The organism is Serratia sp. SSNIH1, assembly GCF_002935055.1.
Lineage (GTDB): Bacteria > Pseudomonadota > Gammaproteobacteria > Enterobacterales > Enterobacteriaceae > Serratia > Serratia nevei.
Window position 1 is genome coordinate 20998 of record NZ_CP026385.1, and the last position, 25470, is coordinate 46467.

Consider the following 25470-nt stretch of genomic DNA (forward strand, 5'->3'; position numbering starts at 1 on the left):
ATACTGACAGGGGGAAAAATGTTAACACTAACTGATATTCGCGCCAGCAATACGGTGCTGGTTACGGAATTTGGCGGCGTGCGTGCTGTGCATTTCTGTCTGCATGAAAAATTAAGCGGTAGCGACAACGATCTGTGGTTTCCGCTTGCCAATGGGGCCGACCTGTTCGAGGCGCTGGAAAGCATTATGTGCATCAATTTTGCCGCTGCTAACGTTGTCTCGCTGGAGTTCCTGCGGCAGAACGGGAAGTGCAAAGACTACCGGATCACCTACAACAAGGCCAAATTCAAGCCATTAGGTTAGATATCTGGCATCATTTAATGTTCATATTTGAACAAAATTAAATTAAAAAAATACGTCTGATGAGTTGATAAAGTGGCTCATTAGACGTATAATTATTACATCGAAAGGCAGTTGAGTCTTTCGCGGTAGCGCCCCGACTGGCGAAGGAGTTGAAATGAAAGAAGCAGACCGAAAAAAAGTGAATGCCGTAATGGCAATTGCTGATTATCTCGGTGTAAAAAATCAAATCGAGGTGATCGAATACTCAGCTGAATCAGTGCAGGTTGAGTGGCGAAATCCTAAAACAAAACAGCTTATTCATCGTGATTACACTTTTGCAAATTCCTTTGTAAAAGACTTTGAAAAAGCCCTGAAATCGAACGTGAAGTTTTACTGATAAAGAGGGGGAGAAATCCCCCTTAATCCTCCCATTTTTTACTGATAAACATCAAATATATGAGGTGTATTATGTGGAAACGTGGCGAAAACAAAGTGATTCTGATGGGGCGTGCTGGCAAAGATGCAGAAGTGCGTTACACCCCAAACGGAACTGCCATTGCGAGCCTGACACTGGCTACAGAAATCAGCTACAGCGACAACGAAGGCAAAGAGCAAAAAGAAACGGAATGGCATGATATTGTCATTTTTGGAAAGAAAGCCGAAGCAGCTGGGAAGTACTTCAAAAAGGGTATGATGCTGTATTTTGTCGGGCGCATTCGTAATAACAAATGGCAAGGAACAGACGGCAAAATGCGCAGCAATAAGGAAATTGTGATCGATAATAACGGCGAAATGCAGATGCTGCCGGGAGATGGGCCACGTAACACCAGTGCAGAAGGTCTGGGAGGCACTGAAAATCATGATGAACCGCCGTTCCCGGATATGAATGATTACCCGCAGTGAGTATTTGAGTTAGAACGGCCCGCAAGACGCGGGCCACCAACCCAGAAGGGGGAGTATGAATATCAGTGAACAATATCGGGTGGCGGTCGTCAGTACCGGCCATGTAAAAAAAGAAGACGCGGAGCTACTGGATAAGGTCTGTAACGATGACTTGTCCGGTCAAGGTTTGTTCTGGATCGAGAAAAATCGCTATGGGTGGATATTGCGTATTTCTGCTACTGAACAATGGCGAGAGGAATTAACCAGGGCGGGGGTCAGTGCAAGTGCTTTGGATAATATAGCCGCGTTAAATGGTGCCGGTTTCGACTGGATTTGGTTTGACCGGGATGCAGAACAGGTGCCAGAACTGACCGTTTGGGAGTGGTGAACCGGTTAAAAATATGCCTCGGAAAGGGGCATTTTTTTCTTGCTTATTATGGCTCATTAGACGTATAATAATCATGAAGTTTAAAAGTGGATATTGATTAAGACGCTCTGTAAATAACGTGGAGAGAATATTATGGCGACCTTATACCCTTATGAGGTTTATACCCTTATTGTGTCAGAATTAATCGTAAGCCATTTTAATGATGTCGCTATGGTATATCCGGGAAGCGAAGAAATTAAAAAGAACTACGACTGTGAATTAAGTGCTGTACAGGTAGTTAATGGCATCAGAGAAAAACTGATTGAAGATGGTGTTATACAGTGCGAACAGTGCCCACTGCTATCCGAGTGGGATGAGAACAAGGTTATCAACCAGCTAATTAAAGATTACCGCCTGATTCTCAATCGTGACTATGAACTAAACCGTGTTCGTCAGCAGCTGGCCCCGGAGCTGATCGCACAGATAGAAAACTGGAAAGAACAGAAGTATTCCGATTCTGCGAAGGAATACGAGGTGCTCTATGAAACTATCAACATCAACGGAAAGGAGGTTACAGGCAAACTAAACGTAGTTGCAGTAAGTCGCTTTGATGCTGTTTTCATCGTAGGGCAGCGTCATGCTAACGATAACTTTTTGGTTCTGGATGTGAAGGAGGTGATGAATCATTGAAATCCAGAAAAGGTGCCGGATTGCGCCAACAATCCGGCTGGGTAGGCAATTTAAATTGTGAGGTTCAAAATGCCGTTGTGGATTATACACTATGCTGAAGATGTCGCAAACGGAGTGCAAACAAAGTCGCATCCGATGAACGCAGCGCAATGGGATCACTTCCGTTTCTGGTTGGCAGTGTTCCGGCGGATTAAAGAAGCCGCGATGTAATCTGTAACTGTCTCAGGGGCGCTGTATGCGCCCCTTTTTAATATCCGTGCCAGGACTCCTTTCCCTGTAAATTTATCGGGATCAAGGGCGGATCGTGGCCCTGAACGTGCGCACCATTGAGCGCTGCATCGCAGCGGAACCGGAAAAATTTTTCCGGCCAATGAGTGCCCTTGTCACCGAAACGGTGACAAGTATGCACGCACAATTACACGAACAGGCAGCACCCATGCCCGGCCTGACAGGCCGGGAGCTATATCTTAATGTGGGATGCTATATACGAAAGGTGAAGGTTAATACTGCGGACCTGAAGCGTCAGGATTCTGACCGGTAGAGCCATTTTGTGTGCGCTGCTCTTCGTCAACTCCAGTGATTTTTTTTCGGCTGTTGCTGGTTCTTTTTTTTCCAACTCGTCCGGCAGTAATGTCCTTGATATCACGTAATGTAACGTCTGAAAAACCCGCATCGTTGAGGAATTTCAGTATCTCTTTATCTTCATATCCTTTCGACTCTTTCAGCTTCTTAATGTCAGATTTAAGCTCGTCAAGTACGTGCTTTTTCTCAAGCCTTTCTGACGTCACATCAGGCAAGTCGTCGAGAATGCTTTTGAATTTTCCGATGTCCTCACTGCTATAAAATGCTTTCTTTTTTGCAGGCATATGCCCTCCCAATAATGTCAAAATCGCCATGCCGAACCGGAGAAAATCGACCCAGGCTATTCGGGTGATTTTACATGATGCCCGGCACGATTCAATTGCTCTGCCTGCCAGGCCCTTCGCTGCTGGCTTTCAAACCTCGCCGATGGTAGAATTCAATGAGGTATTTAAGTACGGGACAAGATGTGTTTTTGGAGTACCGCCGACACGCGGCGGCCGTCCAAAAACGTCTTGGTCAGGGCAAGCCCCGACACCCCCTAACGAGGTTAGCTATCTGATGAGCCGTAGCGAGAGCAGAAAAACAGACGATCGAATCCAGGTGAGATGTTCCACAGAAGTGAAAGCTAAACTCACCGAAAAGGCCCATGAAGCAGGGCTTAGTCTTAGTCAATATCTTATCAAATCTGGGCTTGGAAAGCGCATTCAATCGAAAGGGAATTACAATGCACTTGCCGCTCTTGTAAAGATAACAGCCCTTCAAAAACATCTGTTTAACGAAGGTGCCGGAGTTCATAGCAAGGAGTATTCAGAGATTCTGATCGAGGTCAAAAAGGCCGCACAGAAACTGCAACAGGAGATGGATGGTGATACCTAAAATCATTGAGGGCCGAAGGGACAAAAAGTCCAGCTTTGGTCAGCTGATTAAGTACATGGCAGACAAGCCGTCTCAGGAGTTGACTGATACAGTTCAGCCTACTCCTGAGACGGCTTTAGCTGTTAAATCGGATATGTTCGAAGGGTTAAACAATTACCTGACCCGTAAGCAGAAAGTGATCAGCACACCGGTGGATGTTGAGCCAGGTGTACAGCGTGTTGTGGTTGGTGATGTTACCTGCCAGTACAATACCTTCTCGCTCGATGGTGCAGCACAGGAAATGAATTCAGTTTCTCAGCAAAGCACACGCTGTAAAGATCCAGTTATGCACTATGTTCTCTCATGGCCTGACTATGAAAAGCCGAATGATGATCAGGTTTTCGATTCGGTGAAGTTTACACTGGCATCGATGGGCATGTCCGATCACCAGTATGTTGCTGCCATCCACCGGGATACAGATAACCTGCATGTGCATGTTGCTGTTAACCGCATCAATCCCCAGACATATAAAGCAGCCTCATCGAGCTTTACCAAAGACACTCTTCATCAGGCGTGCCGCTTACTGGAATTGAAGAATGGTTGGTCCCATTCAAACGGTGCATATGTGGTTAATGACCGTCAACAGATTGTCCGGAACCCTCACAGCAAGAAAGAGCGGGGCAACTGGCGCTCACTCGATCGCATCAACAAGATGGAGAATAAAGAGGGGGTTGAAACGCTCTATCGCTATATCGTTGGTGATGAACAGGTAGGCGGTAGTCGTCAAAACTTGATCCATGTTTCAGCTGGGCTTCGTGAGGCCAAAAGCTGGGATGATGTGCATAAGACATTTGCAGACATCGGTCTTCGTGTCGAAAAAGCACAGGGGAAAAAGGGCTACGTCATTACCCACGAACATCAAAACCAGAAGACGGCTGTTAAGGCTAGTCTGGTATTTAACAAGGCGCAATATACCCTGAAGTCGATGGAAGAGCGCTTTGGTGAATACCAGCCTTCACATATTGAACCGGCCAAAGTATCGGTATTTAAAACCGCATATACCCCTGGTGCTTATCGTCGAGATGCCAATAAACGTCTGCAGCGTAAAATTGAGCGCGCAGAAGAAAGAATGCTGCTCAAGGGTCGCTATCGCGCCTACCGGAACAATTTACCGATATATTCTCCGGATAAGGATCGCATCGCCGATGAATACCGGAAAATTGCCCAACATACCCGGTTGGTGAAAAATAACGTCCGGCATTCTGTTTCAGATCCTCATACCAGAAAGCTGATGTACAACCTGGCTGAGTTCAAACGCCTGCAGGCGGTTGCCAATCTGCGGCTTAGCTTGCGTGAAGAACGCAACGGTTTCAGAGCGGCTAACCCACGGCTTTCTTACCGGGAGTGGGTCGAACAGGAAGCACTGAAGGGTGATAAGGCAGCGCTCAGCCAAATGAGGGGCTTTGCCTATTCCTCCAGGAAGAAGGAGAAGTATAAACAGCAGCTGGTTGAGCAGATCGGGTTCAACCGTACCTTTAACGCCATCACCAGTCATGATCGTGATGATGTGGCCGTAATGGCCTCAGCACGTCATGGTGTCAAGCCACGGCTTTTGAAAGACGGTACTGTTATCTTTGAGCGCGACGGTAAACCGGTAGCGGCTGATCGTGGTCATATTGTGCTGACAGAAAGTAATGGAATCGACAAAGAGAAAACGGCTGATCTTGCAATTGCATTAACGATTGCTGGTAAAGCCAAATCTGTACGTGTTGATGGTGACGGCGAGTTTAAGGAACTGTGCTGTAATCGTATCGTCGATGCAGCTGTGAACCACAATCACCCTGTCGCGCAGGGCATTACCTTCACAGATGCCGCTCAGCAGGCGTATGCTCAAAACGAGAAACATCGTTTGATTCGTGAGCAAAATAATAGTAAAAATGAAATGCAATTCAGAAGTGAAAGCGACGACAAATTCAATCCGAAGTAAAATGGAGTAAGAAATGAAAATCAAAATGCAAACGGTCCTCGCGGCCGTTTCTGTGTTAGCTCTTGCCGGGTGTGCCTCTCAAAGCGAAAAGGAAAAACAAATCTCTGCACAGCAGCTGGTAGATCAGGAATTGCGTGAGCAAGCCATTAAGATAAAACTCGCACAGGATGAGCTTTACCAGGCTGGAGCCATTAACAGGACCCGTTACAAATTCCCTACCATTATCAATGCAAACAGTCAGTATGTTCGTGTGAGCTGGCAGGGTGATGCTTACGAATTACTGGAGCAACTGGCTAAACAGCGTGGCCTTCAATTCACCAGTCAGGGGATTAAGTTACCGCTTCCACTCAATATCGATGTTGGTGGTTCGAAGGTTACGTTTGAACAGTTGCTGACCCTGATCCGACAACAAACGCAGTACCGTGCCACCATCAACCAGAAACCCGGTGAACTGCAGCTGCTTTACCTCACACCATCGAAGAAAGGTTCATTCCTCAGAGGGACCCGCCCATGAAACTTAAACTGATCGTGCTTCTGACGTTACCGCTGCTTGCTGCGAACGTTGCACGCGCGGACGACTCCGATGTTAAAGGCCTGGATTACTACATGGACCCACCAAGCCAAAGTGACGATGAGGCCGATGTTACTGGCAGTATGCTAAACGACGCAGCGCACACCATTGGATTTCGCGGCGGTAAGGCAGAACGCGCTAAAGAAATTCGCGCCGCGCTGGAAAATCAGCGCAGCAACCTTGATTACATGTATTCGTTCCAGCCGCTGATCTCTTCTGAAGGCTACCTGCCTCCAGTCATTGCTGAAGCTAAAGACGTTGCACACATTACCAATGAGCAAATCCGAACGGCCAACCGTGCCTATGACATTGTGGTGCCGGCGCGCTTTGTCAGTAACCCACCGACCTGGAAAAGCTATCTTCTGACCGGGCTGATGGCGCAGCGGATCGAATTGCCTGAACCGGCGGCAATGCCGAAGGACGGGAAACAACGTGATATCTGGAAAAAAGCTGTCGCGCTGGGCTGGTCTGACGGTCGCCAAAAAGCTGATGAGATATTCACTGCTAATTTCAATCGCCTCACACGGGATTACACCGGCATGTTGCGCTACAGCACGCTACTGCAGCAGGGCATGATTAAGGCTCCAGTCATCACACAGCAGCAGCAAACAGTTACAGGGGATAAAAACCGCCTCATGCTGGGCGATAAAACGAAACGTATGAAGCAGCAAGCTGAGTTTGACATCAACAAACGCAGCTGGAAACCGACCATACGTTAAGGGGCAGTAGATGGAAGCATTCAATTTTGGTCCAACGCTGACGCCCCAGACGCTGGAACGTTTTCTCGTACACTGCTCAAACAATGAAGTGTCCGATATTCTGTTGCAGGGCGGAGATAAAATCTGGGTAGAACGTCATGGGCGCCAGTTGCCCATGACATCTTACCCGCTCGACAACCTGGAGCTGGAACGTACCGTTGATAAGGTGTTCGGTCAGGAGATCAAAGGGACGCTGAAAAGTGCTGCGGTCGTTAATACCGCTATCCAGCTAAGAGGTGATGAAGCGGGCACGATTGGACTCGGCCGCGGCGAAACCCGCCGGTTCCGCGCGAACTTTACTCAGGCCGATATTTATAAAACAGAAGCGGCAATGTCTCTGACACTCCGTGTTCTGAATGAGGTTATTCCTCAGCTTAAACAAATGGGTATTGAGCCGGACCTGTTTAATTCTCTGTTGCCGGCTGCCGGCCTCGGACTGATATGCGGCGAGACGGGATCGGGCAAGTCAACCCTGATGGCCAGCATCTTCCAGTATTGCGGTGAAACGTACCAGGACCGGAAAATCATCACGGTTGAAGATCCCATCGAGTATCGCCTGGGAAGTCGAGACTGGATTGCTCCGGCGCCGGCACAGTCACAGATTGGGCGCGATATTGATTCCTTCCACAATTTTATCACTCTCTCCGGGCTCCGTCGTTCTCCGAAGATTATGGGGGTTGGTGAGCTCCTTAACCGCCTGTCATTTGAAGCTGCTGTACTGGCAGGTAAATCCGGCCACTTTTGTCTTGGCACACTGCACGTCAAAACGGTCGGAGAAGCCATTTCCCGATCATTGCAGAACTATCCGCCGGAAATGCGTGAAGCTGCCGCCTTTGACCTGCTGAGTATCCTTTCTTACATCATCGTGCAACGCTTGCTTAAAACAAAAGACGGCCGGCGCAAGGCTGTCCGTGAATATCTCGTCATTGATAACAGCCTGCGCCGCAAACTCTATGACGTTGATTACAGCAAGTGGGGCCGCTACATCGACGACCTGTTGATCGCTGAAAACCGCAGTCTGATTCAGAACGCCTGGGCAATGCACCAGGAAGGTTTGATCGACGAAGCGGAAGTCATCGAGGTCGCAGGATATATGGACTATCTGGCGTTAAAAGAGGGCAAGTATGGACATTAACAAATGGCGTTATGCCGGCCGGCCACTGACGGTTTTTGGTGTGCCTGTTATCTCGTTTCTTGTGTACTTCATCTGGTTTCCGTTCCCGTCAGTAAAAACCTTTGTTATCTGCACCTGTGTGGTTCTCTTTTACTTTCTGCTGGCCATGATGGGCTACACGTTACCGGTGCTGTACCAGGTCATTCTCCGGGTTATCCGCGGGAAAAAACTTACCGGGCGGCCGTGGTGGTACCGGCGCTCTCAGCGATAACACATAACTACAGGGGTAGACAGTATGGCGAAACCTGAAATTGCAACTGAAAGAACCCGTCTGAGTATTCCCTTTGACGATCGCCAACGTGCAATACGTGCGGCCGGCAAACTGGCTGATGGCAGTAATGCTCTGGACTACGTGAAGGAAGAAAAGGTGTGGTATGCACAGCCGGGGGCCAACCTGAGCCGGCTGAAAGAGTGGATTTTTGACCCCAATAAAGTGATCGAAGAACCGCCCCTGGATATTCAAGCCATTGAAGATGAATTTACGGCGTGGCTTGAAGAGCGCGGTGCCATTATCAAAGACCCCATAGAGTTCGATGGCCAGAAGCATTATGTCGATACCGTGGACGGTAAAGCTGGTTCAAGAAAGGGGGTGTATGCCGCCTTTCTGGATGGCCGACCTGCAGGGTGGTACAGGGACTATAAGAACGGTGGTGAAATTCAGAAATGGGTATCTACCGGCGCAGCCCCTAACCCTGAACAAATGGCCATGCTCCGTGCTGATGCTGCGGCAAGGCGTGAACAAAGAGCTGCAGCGCAAGCGGATAAGTTTGATCAGACCGCTAACCGGTTGATGGAAGAATATAACCGGCTTCCGGATGCCACGGGAGATCTGGCATACCTGAAAAACAAACAGGTCATTGCCGCTAACGGCCTTAAAGCTGATGAGCGGGGCAACGTTGTGATCCCTCTGTTTAATGCTGATGGCGAGTTCAGGACCCTTGAGCGCATCTGGTCCGACGGTAGTAAACACCTTGAAAAAGACGGCCAGGCATGGGGGAGTTTTTTCGTTGTGGGTGGTCAACTGAAGGATGGTGACAACCTGCTTTATGCCGAGGGATATGCGACAGCAGCCAGTATCAGCGAAGCCATCAATCAGCCTGTGATCATGACGGTTAATGCCGGCAACATGGTGGAAGTTGCTGGCCGCCTGAAAGACACCTTTCCAAACAGCACTCATTACTTCCTTGCTGACAATGACATTTATAAAGACGAGAACGTTGGGCTAGAAAAAGCGACAGAAGCTGCAGAGCTGACTGCCGGCCATGTTCTGGTCCCTGCCTTTAGCAACCCGAAAGAAGGGCTTACTGACTACAACGATTTGCATGTCTCTGAAGGGCTGGAGCAAGTCAGATTGCAGGTAGAAGGAGCCATTAATCAAATGAACAGGGTAGACACTATGCCGACTGATAACCCGAACATTACTGACGTTAACCACAGCTCGACTGACAGCGCTGCCGTTGCAGATCCTGAAAAAGCCGCGCCGGTGGCCAGCGCCCCTGCAGCTGCCGAACCGGAGGAAACCGCGCCGGTGGCCAGCGCCCCTGCAGCTGCTGAACCGGTGGAAGTCGCGCCGGTGGCCAGCGCCCCTGCAGCTGCTGAACCGGTGGAAGTCGCGCCGGTGGCCAGCGCCCCTGCAGCTGCTGAACCGGTGGAAGTCGCGCCGGTGGCCAGCGCCCCTGCAGCTGCTGAACCGGAGGAAACCGCGCCGGTGGCCAGCGCCCCTGCAGCTGCTGAACCGGAGGAAACCGCGCCGGTGGCCAGCGCCCCTGCAGCTGCTGAACCGGTGGAAGTCGCGCCGGTGGCCAGCGCCCCTGCAGCTGCTGAACCGGTGGAAGTCGCGCCGGTGGCCAGCGCCCCTGCAGCTGCTGAACCGGAGGAAACCGCGCCGGTGGCCAGCGCCCCTGCAGCTGCCGAACCGGAGGAAGCTGTGCCGGTGTCCAGCACCCCTGCAGCTGCTGAACCGGAATACACCGCACCAACAGATCGAGACGGCGATGATGAAGAGAGTAATAGCGCCAGTGATCTTGAGGCGTATGCCGCTATGATGGCCTTTGGCGGTGAAACAACTGACTCCGCTCAGCAAAAGCCTGAAAGGATAGCGCCCAGCGAATCTGTAGCTAATACCGCCCCGGCTGAAAATGAAACCGAGGAGAAGAAAAAAACAAACGAAGAACTGGAAAACGGCATACGCTGGGCAACCAACGATAATGCAGAAACGCCCCCAAAAGAACGTATAGACCTGGAAGGGTTAATTGCCCGGTTTGGGTACAGAGCAGAGAAAGACTATACGGCGTATACGCTTGATGGACAGGATGCGTTTTACGATTACGGCTCACATCTGCGTATGGCTACCCCTGAAGCCAGCCAGAGTGACGAGATGATCCTGGCGGCCGTTCTAACCGCGGATAAGCAACATCATCGTGGTATTGAAATCACCGGCAGTGACGAATTTAAAGAGCGAGTGTTTAACCTTATCAGTGAATACAACATTGAGGTGAAACTGACTAACCCAGAACAAAGGGTTAAATTGCTCGAACTCAAAAAAGCAAATGAAACAGCAAAAGAAACGGCAAAAGAAAATGTTGCTGATTCAAATGCGAATAAGCAGGAAGGGGCAAACGAAAAGACAAATTCATCAGTTCAGCAGAATGGAATGCGCTGGGAAGAATCGGCCTCTGTGCAGCCGAAGAAGCAGAATGCATCTGATACTCAAAAGGAAGATAAAGCTGCAGGTGAACCCTGGGAGAAAGGCGTTATCGTCGCGCATGGACGTGCTAAGTATGAGTGGAAAGAAGATGAATCCATGAACTACTTTGTCACCCTCAAAAATGAACATGGAGAGAAGACACTCTGGGGGAAAGACCTTGAGAGAGCGGTTAAAGATGCTGGTGTAGACACCGAACGTCTTGTTACAGTCAGAAAGCTGGGATTTGTGGATGTTGAGGTGAATGCACCTGTCCGTGATGAAAGCAACAAGATCGTTCGTTATGAAACTATCCAGACCAAACGTAATGAGTGGGAAGTAAAGCCTGTATACCCACAGCCAACAGCAGGGAATGAACAGGCCTATAAGCCTTCTGAACTGGTTCCGTATGATGCTGCAACCTTCCAGAAGCTCCGCACAACAATTCAGCAGATTACCGGTGTTGATCTCAGCCGTGAGGCCGTGCCTGAAAAAGAACTGTACTGGTTCCTGCCTAATGGTAAGCCAGCTCCAGAAAGCATGACAAAGCCCACAGGCTATAAACTCCCTCAAGAGTCAAAAACCGCGGGTACACCTTTGCTGATCGCACCGCATAAAAAAGGCGAACGCCCGGATTATTTCCTTGTTGAGTCGCGTAAAGGATTCATGCAGGGGATCGCAAAGGATAAGGAGTCCGGTGAGTACCATAGCGTGATTGGAAAAGTGAACAAGCGTATTGATAAAGACGGAAACTGGAAAACGTATATGACTCTTTCAGCAATCAATAAAAATGCCGAAAGTGGAATTGTTTTGCATGGTTATGGACATGTAGATCAGGGGGGTAAAAATTTGCTTTACAAAAATACAATTGCAAATGAAAAACAGCCTCAGCATTTACAAGCGGCCTCAGATGAGGTAAAAAACAAAACAGTAATGAAGCAGCTTTTTCATCCTTCGAATGCTGCAAAAAGAAAAGATGATGAAAGGAGAGAACAGACTCATGCACCAGTCGCAAAGTCAGCGCCTCGGCCATAAAACAAAAACCCTACTCGTTGCAGTAGGGTTTTCCTGCATTTCTGTGAGCTCATTTGCGGCAACACAGACCTGTGCAGCATACGAACTGGCAAAAGCTGGTGCAGATGCTGCCTATAAGCAGGAAGTGGAAAGGATTAACAACGCCGCAAAAAGCGAATCCAGTACGTCTGATTCTCTCGGACAGTGCCTGGGGTCGCTATCGGTATCACTTAAAATCCCACAGTTTCCGTCTATCAGCGACATTATTGATAAGGTGAAGGATGAGGTATGCAATACGGTTAAATCGAAGATTAATGAGAAGTGGGGGAGCCTGACTAATACGACGCTGGACCCGTGGTCAACGATTTCATCCAGACTGCCAGATACGTCAGGTATCCTGCCCAACGCATCTTCTAAAAATGTGCAATTAAACAATCCGGCAGCTGCGAGTGGAAGTGGTGAGGATGCAAACAGTGATGCATTCCCGTTCCATCTGTAACTACCGGAAGAGTCCTTTCGGGATTTTATCGAATAGCTTGCCGGTTCGTATTTCAACGCGGCGGTGTTCCGCCGCGGTCAGTAAACGCATAAATTCTGTGGCAGGTAGAACATCACGTTTTGAGTCTACATACATATCAAGCGAATCTTCATTCATGAATCGTCTGACAGTATGGAGCCAGTCTTCAGCTGATTTCATATTTTTTGAGCTCATCGTCGCTCATCTCGGCAAACGCTGCAGGTCGGCGACCTTTTCCTGTCCAGGTTACGGTCTTACCATCAACTTCGATCCGGTACTTCACTTTTCCAAAAGTGGATTTACTTTTCGTGGACGGACCAAAGAGATTTTCGAAAATCTGGAGAGCTTCATCAGCCGTAATATTGTGTTCTTCCATGAACCGCTTTGTGGCTGCGGCTTTCTCTTCAGTGGCCTTCTGTTCTTCCTTAAATTTCTCGATCATTCCCTGTGCAATGTCGGACCACATATTAATGAGTTGTTCAAGATTTTCTGGCGGGATTTTGCGCAAAACGGCGGTGGCTTTTCGTCGTTCGCACATGATAACTGCACAGGATTCGTAATCATTATGTTCGCTCATGTATACCTCATTGTTCATTAACGATCTGCGTGATTTTCTAACACAAACTTTTGAAAAGAGAAACTCTATGAAAACACAAAATAGTGAAAATATTATGGATCAAAATGAGTTGGATCAAAACTCAGGTGTTGATGAGGACAGCAACGCTCTTGCTCCAGCTCTGGCTGAAGAGAGTAACCGAACGGTACAGGAAATCGTATCGAAACATGGTTTAAAAGTAATTTTGATTCAGACGCTAATCATACTAGTCGCAATCATTATCATTGGCCTTCAGGGGTACTGGCTTCACCAGAAAAAAACCAAATATATTGCTACGAACGGGGGCATGATCACAGAAGTACACCCAACCGATGAACCCGCTTACACGGCGGAAGAGGTGATGGATTTTGCAAACCGTACAATGATCAAATCGCTTTCACTGAACTTTGTGAATTACGAAAACCAATTAACCAGCGTCCGTGGCGATTTTAGTGCGGAAGGGTACGTTAGTTTCCGTAAAGCGCTGACCGATAGTGGGCTGCTGAAAGATATCAGTGAAAAACGTCTGAACGTAAAACTTTCCACAACTCCTGGAACCCTGATCACGGAAGGTCTTATCCGTGGTACCAAAACCTATGCCTGGCAATACCGCATTCCGGTGACTGTTCAGCTTGTTGGCCAGGCTCAGGACTACAGAGCACAACCTTACGATTTGATGGTTCAGGTACGCCGCGTCAAAGAAGACGAAGATCCACGGGGTATTCAAGTAGCGCAGGCCATTCTCAAACCCCGGAACTACTGAGGTCAATCATGAAGATTAAACTTTTAACTGTACTTATGGCCGCACTGTTTTCGGCAAATTCTGTATCTGCAGCTGATGCTCCGACTGGTAATGGACCGTCGCAGCAAACGGCGCCATCTGTGCCTGGTGGTGATATTGCTCAATGGCAGCAAGCCAGTTCCGGGTTGCCCGTAAATCAGCAGGCGCAGGCGCAACAGCCACCACAGCAAACAGCGCAGGAACAAGGTCAGCAGCAGGCGCAGGGCCAACAGCGGCCAACTACTGCATTGCCTCCTGCACCCATGCCGCAGCTTCCTCCACCACAGCAGCAGGTTACACATGTTAATCCGCAGACACTGGAAGAGTTACCTGCACCTGTTCTGCAGCAGATCCAGCCTATTACCCCTGGTCAGGTGCGGTCGGCCCGCAGCGCAATGGAAGATATGAGCGCGGCGGCCAAAACCTCACCGTTAACGCCGATCCCACGAATTTCAAGCCAGACGGTATCACTGTCAGCAGGCGCATCCATTCCGCAGGTTCGGGTATTTCCAAACCAGGCAACAACAGTGACGTTTTCGGATGCGACCGGACACCCCTGGGTATTAGGTGCCCCTCCATATAATTCGAGTCCCTGTGCGTCTGGTGGTGAACTGTGTGTTGGCTATATTGCAGGATCGGCGGTATTCACAATCCAGCCGACCAATGCCTATGCCAGCGGGAACATTACAGTGCTTCTGAAGGGGCTTGCCACGCCGGTCATTATTAACGTGAAGGGGGCTGAACCTTCCGTTAAATCAAAAACCGTTGATGTTGATTATCGTCTGGATCTCCGTATCCCGAAACGCAGTCCTGACACACCGGTTTATACCGCTACGCCTGAGAAAAAAATCTCACTGTATGACAAGCAGCTGCAGAGCGTGCTCGACGGTATCCCACCTGAAGATGCTCAGCGGTTGAAACTTAAAAACGCGCCAGGTAGTACCAAAGTCTGGCAGATCGGTGATGAGCTCTACGTCAGAAGTAACATGCAGCTGCAGGATGAGTTTGAAAAAACGCTTTCCGCTATCGATGGCACACATGTTTACGTGCTGCCGGCAACACCAGTACTGACTTTTTCGGTTAACGGTCAGGCGCGTGACGTTGAAGTTGAGCTGAATTAAGGGGAAGGACGATGGCTACAGATAAAGGTAAAGAAACCAGAAAAATGATGCTCTACGTCGGTGGTGCCGCTGCAGTGGTGGCTCTTCTGGGAGGGTACTGGTTGTTTGGCTCATCAGATGAGCCGGCAACGGGCGGGTCACAGGTGAAGGCCCAGGGACTGGAAGGCAAAACAGGCAGGGAAAAACCCAATGATCCTCAATACAACAAACTGCTGAATGAGTGGAATGTTGATAATTCAGATAAAGCGGCGCTCACGGGGGATAGCTTCATATCCACGTTGTCAGCCAGTAATCCGGTGGCCGTTGATTACGGCACCAAAGCACCGCCGCCAAAATATTCGTGGGAATCGTCAGCAAAGCAGTCTGGTGATAACAGTAAGGCGAATGATGCTGAGCAGAAAGAGCGTGAGCGTCAGGCTAAAGCGGTGGCTACGTTACTGCAGAAAATAGATCAGGCCAGAACACCAGTTGTCACGGGCGTTGCTCTTGCAACCCCTCTGGGAGCGGAGGGAAATGACAAGAACGGCGGCACCTTCTCAGGGTGGACTGATTCGGTCTATCCGCAGAACAAAAAGCCGGATGCTGAAAAACAACAGGGGGCGAAAAATAAGGCCAAAGATAAAGGAGCCCGGCTGGTATCGGCTTACACGCTTGTGCCGGCAGTAATGGATACGGCGATGGACAGTGACGATCAGAACAGTATTGCTATTGCCCATGTTCCTACTGGAGCGCAGGCCGGCGCCAAATTCTATTCCGGTCAAAACCGTCTTGCCGGCAATGGTATTCGAATTCACTTTACTGGCATGGAGCTGAACGGGGTGCAGTGTAAGGTTGATGCGTATGGCGTGGCTTCCGACTCGTTGCGTGCTGCCGTTTCCTCAAATGTAAATAACCGCTGGTTCAGCCGCATTATTCTGCCGGCTGTCGCTAACGGATTAGGCCGAACTGGTCAGCTGTATGCGGACAGCAATTCGCAGATGATTATCACTGACGGCGGGAACGCATACCGCTCAACTGGCACACCGAACGGGAAGGCTGTAGCCGGTACCATTATTGGCGGGATGGGTGAACAGGCAGGGCGTGTCCTGGCTGACGATGCAGCCCGTCTGCCGGTGAAGCAGGTTACGGTTGACCGTAATCAGCTCATAGGCATCCAGTTTGTCGCGCCGGTGTATGAAAGCGACTGTGGCGAGAATATGGAAAATGCTTCTGCAGAGCAGGCGCAGCAGCAAGCTACTCCGACACTCACCAGTGTGCCGCCTCAGCAGATGCCACAACCACCGGCTCCAAATTACCCTCAGCAAAACTTTCCCAGCTACCCCGGCTACGGGTATGGCTCCAGTAACCCGTATTACCGTTAAGGAGATTGATAATGAATCTGTTTGAAGATGACAATAAAAAAGAAGCAGCTCCTGCCCAGGAACCGGTGTCTGCTAAGACTGCTGAAAAGCCAAAACCGACAGTGACGCCAGCAGCAAAAGCAAACAAAAAGCCGCTTAAGATTAGTGACTATGCATGGATTGGTGGTATCGCTGTCATAGCTATCCTGCTTTTAGTCTGGTTGTTTGGGGGCTCCGATAGTGACACTGCGCCTGCGGCCGGGAATGGCACGATCCAGTCTTCAGGGCAACGTCAGAACGTACAGGCTGCCCCTGCCGGGCAGGATTCTGGTGACTTCCGCGAGCAAATTTCCGGGATTTTGCTGCAGCAAAAGGAACGGCTGGACGCGATAGAATCAACTTCTAAAAATGGAATGATGATCCTTTCCAGTCAGTTACAAAGCGCTAATGAACAAATCAAAAATCTGAACAATCAGGTTCAGGAACTGAAAATGAAAGCCGCTGGTTATGGGCCTTCATTTGGTAATCAGAGTGGAACAATTTCGGGGGCAACGTCGCAGGCATTACCTTTGTTGAGAGGTTTTTCAATTAATGATTTATCTGGCGATCTTGCTTGGGTAAAATACAAAAACCAGACGTATGCTGTGAAGGTCGGTAGTCAACTTGGCGGAGTCACCATTACGGGTATCGATACTGAAAATAGAATCGTTACTACAAGTAAAGGCCTTATCCGCTAAACAGGACCCAAAAAGGCGAAACTATGGATTTAGAATCGGTATTAATTCAGGTTGCTAACGGTGGTCAGGAACCGCTGACAAGGCTAATCATAGGTGTCGCTGCAGTCGTTGGGATCATTGGTGTTATTGGATATCTGATGAGCCTGCGGAAGCAGGCCAGGCATTCAACAAAAGGTGTGGAAGTTGGCAGAATTTTTGCCGGTATCATCTTCTGTGTATGCCTCATCACGTTGAAGGCACAGATGAACTCAGGCGGTGCCACTTTAGGATTTGGCGATGTTAGCTTCGGACCCGTCAGTTATGCGAGCGAATCTACGTTTGGCATGGGAGCCGCAGCAGTCAACGCAGTGCTGGGGATTGTTAGAATTCTCGGCGCATACTTTTTTTACAGGGGGATAAAGGGGTTGAAAGACTCTTACCTTGAGGGCCATACGGAGCTGTCAGCTTCGGGTACGAGAGGGGCATCCATTGTGAAAATTGTATGTGGACTACTTCTGATGTTCGATACACAAACGCTCGATGCGTTGCAGAGCACATTAAACATTCACTGGTAATCAAAAAGGATACTTTATGAAAATTGTTAAACTTATCAAAGACAAGGCATTATCTGCATCCATCGCAGCGTATCAGCTGCGCGGAACGGTGGCAAAATCGTTAGTGGTATTGCCGCTGGCATTACTGAGCAAAGAGGCTGCGGCTGAAACGACTGTCTGGGAGAAAATCAATACCTTCACGGAAGGTCTTGCCAGTACCCAGCCTGGTCTGATTACCGGCGGTAAAGTCATTGGTGTTGTGTTCTTTATTGTCGGGCTTGTTTCTCTTTTCCTTAAAAACAAACGCGGGAAAGATATCAGTGGCAGCTTCATCTTCTGGTCAATGGTTGTTGGTGCCTGCCTGGTCGGCCTGACCGCATGGATCTCTTCTGTTGGTTCAACTGTTGGCGTTGACGCAACCCTGTAATGTCCCTTCGGCCCCGCCTTGCGGGGCCAATATCGGAGTTCCCTCATGAAAGATTTTAAGCTCACCAGGAATGAACAACCTGCCAGATGCCATGTGTGCGGGATAAAGAGCAAAGATGTTTTCTCCCTCGCAGAAGATGGACAGAAAGAGAGAATGCTTTGCTCTGTATGCCTGTCGCTCGAACATCCGGAGAAAATGAAACTAGAGACTCAAACCGGACTTCTGCTGAAGAGAAATACAAACCGAAAACTCTACAGCCTGCTGTTTCGTTCAATTGCAAAGGCGGAAAAGTCAACGGACGATTCTTACCGTGAAAAGGCGCAGAAACTTAAACAGATATTGCTCAGCACAACTGACGTAGTTCTAAACGAAACCGGCAGTGATGATGGATACGATTTACTGCACCTGATAAAAAAACACCATCAGTTACTTCCCATGAATTTTGACGATGAGTTTGTCGCTTCTGTTGCAGAGTCAGACGAATTGCCGGATGTAAGTGACTGGAATGAAATTTACAAGGGTAAGAGAGGTTTTAAATGATTTCTTTCTTTGAGGATGTGATCGAAGGTATCTCACGCAATCTGACATCAAATGACTCGTTAAAATACTGTGATTTGACAACGGTTGTAGGGCTTACGTCGCAGGATCGCATTGAGCATCCTGAAATCAGGGCTCCGTACATTCTGACCACTAAGAACAACGATTTTCTTACCGTTATTGAGGTTCAGGGCGCTAAATCATCGTTTGACGAGAAGTCGTTTAATGACTTCATCATGCACCTTTCAAACTCCTTGTCGAATTCCTTTATTAACAGCGGCCATAAGTTGTCTGTGGTGTTCGAACGCGACTTTACCAAGAACCAGGAAGAGCTGAATAATGTTTATAAACCGCAGGTAGCAGCAATAGAGCGTCTGCAGATAGACATTAAAGACCTGATCGCCGATGACGCAAAAAAAATCGCCGCTCATTACAGCCGTGAACGCGCTTACATCGTGCTGTATACCTCGAAGGGGATGATTGCGAAGGATGAACTTAAAAACGAACAGGCAAAAGCTGCCGGCGTACTGAAGGATATCCCGCAGACGCGCTTCAGTCAGAACCCAATCGAATTTCAGCTTGAAGGTTTGAAGATCACGCATGACGCGATGCTGTGGCGCCTGATTGGTATGCTTCAGGGGGATGATGAATCGGGAATGGGGCTTCTGGTTGATGTCCTTGATGTCAAACACGCTGGCGCAATGATGCGTCAGATGCTGTTCCGGAATTCAACATCAGAAAACTGGTACCCTCGCACGCCGTTTGACCAAAATCTGCGAATTTATGGCGCCCCACGGAAAGACAATATCGACTCCGTGCTGCCGCCGCGGCTGAATATCCAGATCATGGAAGGGGAACTGGAAGAAGATGGTGGCTTGATTTACTGTGATGGTAAGTATTACGGCTCTGTTGCCCTTGAGTTACCACCACTTCACCCTGTCAAATTTAAGCAGTTATTCAACGCGATTAACCGGAAAATCCCGTACCGGATAAAATATGACTTTATAGGCGGGGGCAAAAAAGCACTGTTCTGGCCATCAGTAATCATATCTTTCCTTCGTTTCATTCCCTCACTCGGTAATATCGCGCGTGATATGGATTATGTCCGGGCCCAGAGCGAAACCGATCCAACGGCTATCATGGCCATCAACTTTGCCACCTGGGGCGACACTAAGGATGAAGCCAAACGCAACCTGGCGGCTTTAACTAAGGCGATTGAAGGCTGGGGTGTATCAGGTGTGTCCAAGACATATGGCAATCCAGGTAGCGCACTGATTGCATCCGTTCCGGGGCTGACCACGGCCACACCTGGCTCATTGCATTATCCGCCGTTGAGTGAAGGCTTGCGGATGTTACCTTTTGAACGTCCGGCCAGTCCCTGGCATGGTAAAGGCAATATCAACTTCATCACTCTCGATGGCAAGCTGTTCCCCTATCAAATCGCCAGTCCCCTGCAGGAGAAATTTACCGATGTCATCACCGGTGTTCCAGGTTCCGGTAAAAGCGTGCTGGCCAACCGCCTTAACCTGAGTTCGATTTACCGGGCTGATAAAAAACTGCCTTATCTGACCATCATTGATAAGGGCTACAGTGCAAAAGGTATCGCCGATCTGATTAGCGCTGAGCTGCCGGCAGAGAAACGTCACCAGATTGCCAGTATCACCCTGAACAATGACGAATCGCACTGTATTAACATCTGCGATACGCAGTTAGGTTCAAGGTATCTGACGCAGTTTGAGGAAGTATTCTTAAAGCAGATGCTTAACGCATTCTGTATTGATCCGGCAATTGGCCAGCCGCCAGATGCAATGAGCGTTGGGCAAATCGTCAGTAAGGTTGTATCAAACGTATACAAAGCAAAAGCGCATTCAAGTGCTAACTTGTTTAAGTATAACGACCCGGTGATTAATGAAGCTCTGAAAGAATCAGGTCTGGATAAAGAGCTTGGTGAAGACTGGTTTGAAAGAGCTACATGGTGGGAAGTCGTTGATAAGCTGTTTGCCAAAAAATATCTTCATGCTGCGACGGTTGCTCAGCGTTATGCTGTGCCAACCATTCACGATTTTATTGCTGAACTACAAACTGAATCATTTAAAAACCAATACGCTGACGTAAAAGTTAATGGGAGTGAGCCTGTAGTAGGCTTCGTTGCACGTTGTTTCCAGGCTGCTGCAGCTGAGTATGCCATTTTCTCAGGGATCACGGTTTACGATTTCAGCCCGGAGACTCGCATTGCGATCCTGGATATGCAAAACGTCCTCGGTGACAGAACGACACCTGCAGGTAAGCTCAAGTCCGGCATTATGTATCTTTTTGCGCGCCAGATGGCTGTGCGTAACTACTACCTTCCTCAGTCCGCAGAAACCTTCATTCCTGCTTTACCGGAGCAGTACAGGGCATATCACCAGGCGCGCATCAGGGAGCTTTCAGAAGAGGTTAAACATACCTTTTATGATGAGTGTCATAACTTTGCCGGCATCGACTTTATTCAAAATGCGCTGAACACCGCTGACCTTGAAGATCGTAAATTCAACGTCCGTACTGCCTTCTCGTCTCAGTATCTGAGCCATATGCCTTCGAGTGTGCTTAAAACCATGAACAGCCTGTTTATGATGCGCCTGACGGAAGGGGATGAAGAGTATCTGAAGCAATTAGAGATCAACATCCCGGCCGATATCCTGCGTCGTTTCAGACAGCTTCCGCAAGGGGTTTATCCGGACGGAAGTGGTACTGCATTCCTCGGTATTTTTAAAACAAAACGTGGTCTTATTTGCCACATTCTGAAAAACACATTAGGACCAAAACTGCTTTGGGCTTTGAACTCATCTGCAAAAGACAGAGCGCTCAGAGATGTGCTTTATGAAGAGCTGGGAACGAAAAAAGCAAGGGAAGAATTAGCAAATAGATTCCCTATGGGAAGTGCATCAAGTATCATTGATGAAATGGTGGTCAATCAGGGTGGTGAGCGTGATTCTGAAGAAGAATCACAAACTATGGCGATGAAGCTCGCTAAAGAAATCATTTCTGATGTGAGAAGGGGATTCAGATGATAAAAATCGGAAACGCAAAACGGTCAGTGATGGCCGTTTCAATTCTGGCCTTCAGCGTACAGTCAGCATTTGCCTATACGGTCAACGTTAACAGCAGCATTCCCATCTCAACGCAGGTTATGCCGGCGTTGAGCACAGCTAATGGCCTGTTAGGTAACATCCAGGCCACGCTGATTAACATTGGTACGGCAATCAGCCAGCAGGGCGATCGCCAGGCAGCATTAATGCAGCAGGTGGCCGAAACTAACCGACAGTTCGAAGTCGAGCAAAAACGTAATGACCGGCTGCTGCAGGCACAGGATAAGTACCGTGTTCCGGATGATATTTGTGCGCAGTCTATTGGCGGTGGCGCCGCGGGGGTATCCTCAGCGGCCGCTGGCGGTCAGCGAACGCTGGGAAGCGCCAGTTCTGCGAAAGATGTTAAGGCTATTTTTGAAGTGCCGGCACGCGCAACCGACGTGGATGCATCTTCAACGGCCGAAGTTCACAGCCAGTACTGCGACAGTTCGGATTATGCTGCATTTGGCGGGACTTCATTCTGCCCAAGTGTATCTGACATGCCACGGGCAGATACGTCGCTGAGCTCGTTGCTTTATGGCGCCGGCAAAGAAGGCAAGGCACCTGATCTGACGTTTACAGATGAGCAGACAGATGCGGCGCTGCGCTATATGAAAAATACCGCGTTGCGCAGTGCTGGTCGTCAGCTGAGTCGTGGGGAAGTTAAAGGCGCCAGCGGGCGAATTTACCTGGGCATGATTCAGCAATACCAGGCGCTCACCGACGCGGCCGCACAACCTCAGATGGAAATGATCGCCAACTCCAAACCGAACCCGGCCACTGATGCCGCGCTTGCAGATGCACGCAAAGTGCCGGAAGTCGAATCCTATTTCCAGGCGACGGCCAGTAACAGGGCGAAACAGCTTAACCGTATGTCTGCCAGAGAGTTTGAGGAATTCGAAGTAGGTCGCCGTTACAGCAACCCTGCTTACCAGGCGACGTTGACCAACAAGAACACCGAAGATTTGATGCGTGAGCAAATCAATATCGCCAACCTGAACAACTGGTTAGTGCTGAAAACCAAACAGCAGCTGGAGAAACAAAATGTACTGCTTGGCCAGATCCTGGCGAACGACGCATATCAAACATACAAACCGATGCTGGCAGCACAGCTGGAGAGTGTGAACGCGGGAGTATCCAGAAAATGACAGACGAAAATAAAACAGGGGAAGAAGTTACAAAATCCCCCGGCCGCATGAAAAAAGCGGTTTATCATATTACCGGAATTAGTGATATTCAGTTTATGTGGAAATCACTAAGGGAATCTATCAGCCTGCTCAATGAGCGGGCTTCTTTCGTTAAGAAGCAAATCAAAAATTTGGAAGCTCCGGACGAAAAATCAGCTTCGAATCAGTCGTTTGAGGATGTTGTTAAAAAGAGTTCTATCCCCTTAGAACAGCATCTAGCTAAAGCCGGTAAGTATAAGAAATATTGGTTATGTTGCTTCTTTATAGCTGTTTTTGTTGCCCTGTTTTTAATCGCTGGCTGTGTAAAATTGATTGTTAATACTGAATACAATGTAAGCCTTCTGAAGGTGACATTAACACTTGGTTTAATGTTTGCTGTTTGTATCTACTCGTTCGTAAAAGCAATGACTTATGAATTTTTAGGTTGGCAATTACGGAATGAGGCCCATTCTGAAGAAGAATTCGGTACATTGAGACATTTTATTAACGATAACGGTGTGCGCAATACATTTAATTTTGAACAAGCTGGCCAGATTCGGGGGGCGCATGAATAAGTCAAGAAACTCATTGGTCGCATTGTTGCCGCTATCGCTTTTCATTACCCCGGCATATTCTGCAGATCTGGGAATTGATAGTATTACAGAGGCTGCTAAACGGTCTGGTGATTTGTCACGTCAGATGCTGCATACCGTTTTTGGTGAAGTGGTAAATAATCCTTTCAGTCCGTCAGGTGATGGGTTGTTAAATAACGTATTTTTCACAGTGAATGAGGTTATCGCCATATTAGCACTGATTTATATGGCGATAATCAGTATTAAAAAACTACATCAGGCAGGACAACTTGGGAAGTTTATAGAGGGTGATGGGAATAATGCCTTCAATTTTGTTAAAACAACATTCGGCTGGCTCCTTTTGGTTCCAACTGTTGTTGGATGGTCCGTTGCACAACTGCTCTTCCTGTGGTGTGGGTCCATCATAGGTGTAGGTTCTGCCAATGTTATTGCAGATAAAACAGCGTCGGAACTAGCGAGTGGCAAAGCTGTTTATATAACGCCAGTTATGCCAGAAATGGCTTCTGTGGCTAAAGGAATGTTCGAAATGAACTTGTGCGCTCTTGGTGTCAATCAAGGGTTAGCTCAGATGGAGGCTTCAGGCCAACATTATGAAAGTAATAGCCAGATGAAGTTTAATACTGGTGATTCTAGTTACTCAATTTCAGTTGACAATGGTTCTGCTGTTTGTGGGACTGTTAAATTACCACAAAAACCTACAGGTTGGACTTCGGTATTCTCCAGTGGTTACGCTGATTCTGTTTATGCAGTTCAACAGCAGGCTACAGACTCGCTTTGGAGTAAGATGAAGAATACAGCAGAGCAATTTAACTCTGCTTATATGTCTAAAATGCGTTCCGGAGATGGGCAGCTGCCTGACGTTGAAACTGCAATTCAGACAGCAGCAAGAGATTACCAACAACAAGTACAGCAAGCTGCAGACAATGCTGCCGGAAGTAATGATATGCTCCAGAAAATGGAGTCGGATATAAAGGAAAAAGGCTGGCTATATCTTGGTATTTATTATCATACCCTGGCAACTGCTAACACTGAGCTGAAGGACGTTGCTAATCTGAAACCTATTGTATCAGGGATAAGTGGTGATGGTGATGTAGGTTCTACGGACTATTATAAAGGTCTGTTCCAGGCATATCATTCACAACTGAAAAACAGTACCTACACTCCCCCTTTAGGTACTGCTGATAATGCTTTAGCTCAGAATATTGACAATAAAGGCATCGAAGAAGCGGCAAAAAGTGGTGATGCAGATTCGTTGATTACCAAAATTTTCAACTTTAATGTTACTTCATGGCTTGCCACTAGAAACTACGGCACTGGCGATGGATACAGCGATGTAACGAATCCCTTGTTGAAAATGAAAGCCATTGGTGATTACACGATGTTTACTGCTGAGAGTGGTCTAGCTGCTTGGGGAGCTGTTAATGTCGCAATGAGTGTTGCAGATGGTAATAACGCTGCTGGTATGGGGGCGGGATTACTTAATTTCTTCACTTCAGGTAAGGATATTATTAAGGGTGTAATTAAAACTGCGGCTCCGATCGTATACATGATTTTAGTCGCTCTGTTCTGTATAGGGTTAACGCTTTCAATTTGGCTTCCATTTGTGCCATTTATCTATTGGTTTGTCGCAATGGCGGATTGGTTAGTTACTTTGCTGACTGGTATCGTTGCATCTTCATTGTGGGCCGCTACCCATATTAACATTGGCCAAACTAATGAGGACCGGTCAACGTATGGATATATTTTCCTGATAGATGTGATGATTCGACCACTGTTGATGGTAATGGGGTTCATTTTTGCATCATTGGCCATTGTGGCTCTTGGCACCGCGCTTAACTATATTTTCAAAACAGCAATGGAAAATGTACAGGCAGATTCAACAACTGGCCTTTGGTCAATGATAGGTATCCTTTTTGTCTATGCAAGGATGTGTACAGGTATGGTTGCTAGGGTATTTGCATTACCTGCAAGGATGCCTAACTACGTCATCAGCTGGATTGGTAACAAGCATAACGATTCAATTCTTGGTGATATGCAGAATCATGTTCACGACCTGTTTGCTGCATTTGGTCGTGGAGCTAAAAATACAGGTGGACGTCCTTCTGGGCCGAAGAACTTCAACCCAACCAATACGGTTGATAAAGACAAAGATGGTATAGCGGGGGCGTGAT

Annotated in this window: 27 protein-coding genes; 24 read left to right on the forward strand and 3 right to left on the reverse strand. The window is 48.2% G+C overall.

Annotation, left to right across the window (positions count from 1 at the left end; translation table 11 throughout):
- The first annotated feature begins 18 nt into the window (after window positions 1–18).
- The 5 genes from C3F38_RS25755 to C3F38_RS25775 all read left to right on the forward strand — a co-directional run bounded on the left by C3F38_RS25755 (window position 19) and on the right by C3F38_RS25775 (window position 2221).
- Window positions 19–303 carry a hypothetical protein gene (locus tag C3F38_RS25755; protein ID WP_004187337.1) on the forward strand — a complete coding sequence of 95 codons (285 nt, stop codon included), beginning with the start codon at window positions 19–21 and terminating at the stop codon, window positions 301–303.
- Between the two features lie 154 nt (window positions 304–457).
- The gene (locus C3F38_RS25760) at window positions 458–679 is read left to right on the forward strand and encodes a hypothetical protein (RefSeq protein ID WP_040119754.1); all 222 of its coding nucleotides are present in this window, start codon (window positions 458–460) and stop codon (window positions 677–679) included.
- 71 nt (window positions 680–750) lie between these two features.
- Complete coding sequence (gene ssb / locus C3F38_RS25765; RefSeq protein WP_040119829.1) at window positions 751–1185, forward strand: single-stranded DNA-binding protein; 435 nt, start codon at window positions 751–753, stop codon at window positions 1183–1185.
- A 55-nt stretch (window positions 1186–1240) separates the two neighbouring features.
- Window positions 1241–1552 (forward strand): hypothetical protein, encoded by a 312-nt coding sequence (locus tag C3F38_RS25770; protein WP_011154461.1) that lies wholly within the window; start codon window positions 1241–1243, stop codon window positions 1550–1552.
- Between the two features lie 132 nt (window positions 1553–1684).
- On the forward strand, window positions 1685–2221 hold the full coding sequence (locus C3F38_RS25775) for a hypothetical protein (protein ID WP_040119830.1): 537 nt from the start codon (window positions 1685–1687) through the stop codon (window positions 2219–2221).
- Between the two features lie 500 nt (window positions 2222–2721).
- On the opposite strand, the gene C3F38_RS25780 is transcribed toward C3F38_RS25775, so the two are convergent.
- Window positions 2722–3117, reverse strand: a complete 396-nt coding sequence (locus C3F38_RS25780; RefSeq protein ID WP_170934351.1) for a MobC — start codon at window positions 3115–3117, stop codon at window positions 2722–2724.
- A gap of 34 nt (window positions 3118–3151) precedes the next feature.
- Here C3F38_RS25780 and mobA point away from each other — a divergent pair, with 34 nt between their 5' ends.
- From mobA to C3F38_RS26330, 8 genes are read left to right on the forward strand one after another with little or no spacing between them, the layout of a single operon-like run.
- The gene (gene mobA, locus C3F38_RS26715) at window positions 3152–3679 is read left to right on the forward strand and encodes a plasmid mobilization protein MobA (protein WP_172740549.1); all 528 of its coding nucleotides are present in this window, start codon (window positions 3152–3154) and stop codon (window positions 3677–3679) included.
- Window positions 3666–5645 (forward strand): TraI/MobA(P) family conjugative relaxase, encoded by a 1980-nt coding sequence (gene traI / locus C3F38_RS25790; RefSeq protein ID WP_004187323.1) that lies wholly within the window; start codon window positions 3666–3668, stop codon window positions 5643–5645. The genes mobA and traI overlap by 14 nt, the downstream gene beginning before the upstream one ends.
- A 13-nt stretch (window positions 5646–5658) precedes the next feature.
- Window positions 5659–6159: a DotD/TraH family lipoprotein gene (locus C3F38_RS25795; RefSeq protein ID WP_004187320.1), complete on the forward strand. Its 501-nt coding sequence runs from the start codon at window positions 5659–5661 to the stop codon at window positions 6157–6159.
- Entirely contained in the window at window positions 6156–6935 is a 780-nt protein-coding gene (locus tag C3F38_RS25800) for a type IV secretory system conjugative DNA transfer family protein (RefSeq protein WP_004187315.1), read from the forward strand. Before C3F38_RS25795 ends, C3F38_RS25800 begins: the two co-directional genes overlap by 4 nt.
- Before the next feature lie 10 nt (window positions 6936–6945).
- A complete protein-coding gene (traJ, locus tag C3F38_RS25805; protein ID WP_004187313.1) occupies window positions 6946–8109 on the forward strand; it encodes a plasmid transfer ATPase TraJ in 1164 nt (387 codons plus the stop codon).
- Window positions 8099–8359, forward strand: coding sequence for an IcmT/TraK family protein (icmT, locus tag C3F38_RS25810; RefSeq protein WP_004187310.1), 261 nt, complete (start codon window positions 8099–8101; stop codon window positions 8357–8359). Before traJ ends, icmT begins: the two co-directional genes overlap by 11 nt.
- A 24-nt stretch (window positions 8360–8383) precedes the next feature.
- Window positions 8384–11866, forward strand: a complete 3483-nt coding sequence (locus tag C3F38_RS26720) for an LPD7 domain-containing protein (protein ID WP_227022524.1) — start codon at window positions 8384–8386, stop codon at window positions 11864–11866.
- Complete coding sequence (locus C3F38_RS26330) at window positions 11832–12344, forward strand: hypothetical protein (RefSeq protein ID WP_011091071.1); 513 nt, start codon at window positions 11832–11834, stop codon at window positions 12342–12344. The genes C3F38_RS26720 and C3F38_RS26330 overlap by 35 nt, the downstream gene beginning before the upstream one ends.
- On the opposite strand, the gene C3F38_RS26930 is transcribed toward C3F38_RS26330, so the two are convergent.
- Both C3F38_RS26930 and C3F38_RS25830 read right to left on the reverse strand, forming a co-directional pair.
- A complete protein-coding gene (locus C3F38_RS26930) occupies window positions 12345–12557 on the reverse strand; it encodes an Hha/YmoA family nucleoid-associated regulatory protein (protein WP_306458688.1) in 213 nt (70 codons plus the stop codon).
- Window positions 12529–12939: an H-NS family nucleoid-associated regulatory protein gene (locus tag C3F38_RS25830; protein ID WP_040027863.1), complete on the reverse strand. Its 411-nt coding sequence runs from the start codon at window positions 12937–12939 to the stop codon at window positions 12529–12531. The genes C3F38_RS26930 and C3F38_RS25830 overlap by 29 nt, the downstream gene beginning before the upstream one ends.
- Before the next feature lie 67 nt (window positions 12940–13006).
- Here C3F38_RS25830 and C3F38_RS25835 point away from each other — a divergent pair, with 67 nt between their 5' ends.
- The 11 genes from C3F38_RS25835 to C3F38_RS25885 are packed head-to-tail and all read left to right on the forward strand — an operon-like array spanning window position 13007 to window position 25469.
- Window positions 13007–13720 (forward strand): DotI/IcmL family type IV secretion protein, encoded by a 714-nt coding sequence (locus C3F38_RS25835; protein ID WP_223430951.1) that lies wholly within the window; start codon window positions 13007–13009, stop codon window positions 13718–13720.
- Between the two features lie 8 nt (window positions 13721–13728).
- Entirely contained in the window at window positions 13729–14859 is a 1131-nt protein-coding gene (locus C3F38_RS25840) for a DotH/IcmK family type IV secretion protein (protein ID WP_077255002.1), read from the forward strand.
- A gap of 11 nt (window positions 14860–14870) precedes the next feature.
- A complete protein-coding gene (traO, locus tag C3F38_RS25845; RefSeq protein WP_040119748.1) occupies window positions 14871–16220 on the forward strand; it encodes a conjugal transfer protein TraO in 1350 nt (449 codons plus the stop codon).
- An 11-nt stretch (window positions 16221–16231) separates the two neighbouring features.
- Window positions 16232–16936, forward strand: coding sequence for a conjugal transfer protein TraP (gene traP / locus C3F38_RS25850; protein WP_040119747.1), 705 nt, complete (start codon window positions 16232–16234; stop codon window positions 16934–16936).
- A gap of 23 nt (window positions 16937–16959) precedes the next feature.
- Window positions 16960–17490, forward strand: a complete 531-nt coding sequence (traQ, locus tag C3F38_RS25855) for a conjugal transfer protein TraQ (RefSeq protein ID WP_011091077.1) — start codon at window positions 16960–16962, stop codon at window positions 17488–17490.
- 16 nt (window positions 17491–17506) lie between these two features.
- Window positions 17507–17896 (forward strand): DUF6750 family protein, encoded by a 390-nt coding sequence (locus tag C3F38_RS25860; RefSeq protein WP_011091078.1) that lies wholly within the window; start codon window positions 17507–17509, stop codon window positions 17894–17896.
- 45 nt (window positions 17897–17941) lie between these two features.
- Window positions 17942–18436: a hypothetical protein gene (locus tag C3F38_RS25865; RefSeq protein WP_011091080.1), complete on the forward strand. Its 495-nt coding sequence runs from the start codon at window positions 17942–17944 to the stop codon at window positions 18434–18436.
- Window positions 18433–21483: a conjugal transfer protein gene (locus tag C3F38_RS25870; protein ID WP_040119746.1), complete on the forward strand. Its 3051-nt coding sequence runs from the start codon at window positions 18433–18435 to the stop codon at window positions 21481–21483. Before C3F38_RS25865 ends, C3F38_RS25870 begins: the two co-directional genes overlap by 4 nt.
- On the forward strand, window positions 21480–22688 hold the full coding sequence (traW, locus tag C3F38_RS25875; RefSeq protein ID WP_004187486.1) for a conjugal transfer protein TraW: 1209 nt from the start codon (window positions 21480–21482) through the stop codon (window positions 22686–22688). The genes C3F38_RS25870 and traW overlap by 4 nt, the downstream gene beginning before the upstream one ends.
- Window positions 22685–23281, forward strand: a complete 597-nt coding sequence (locus C3F38_RS25880; protein ID WP_015060003.1) for a hypothetical protein — start codon at window positions 22685–22687, stop codon at window positions 23279–23281. The genes traW and C3F38_RS25880 overlap by 4 nt, the downstream gene beginning before the upstream one ends.
- A complete protein-coding gene (locus C3F38_RS25885; RefSeq protein WP_015062834.1) occupies window positions 23274–25469 on the forward strand; it encodes a DotA/TraY family protein in 2196 nt (731 codons plus the stop codon). The genes C3F38_RS25880 and C3F38_RS25885 overlap by 8 nt, the downstream gene beginning before the upstream one ends.
- Window position 25470 lies beyond the last annotated feature (1 nt).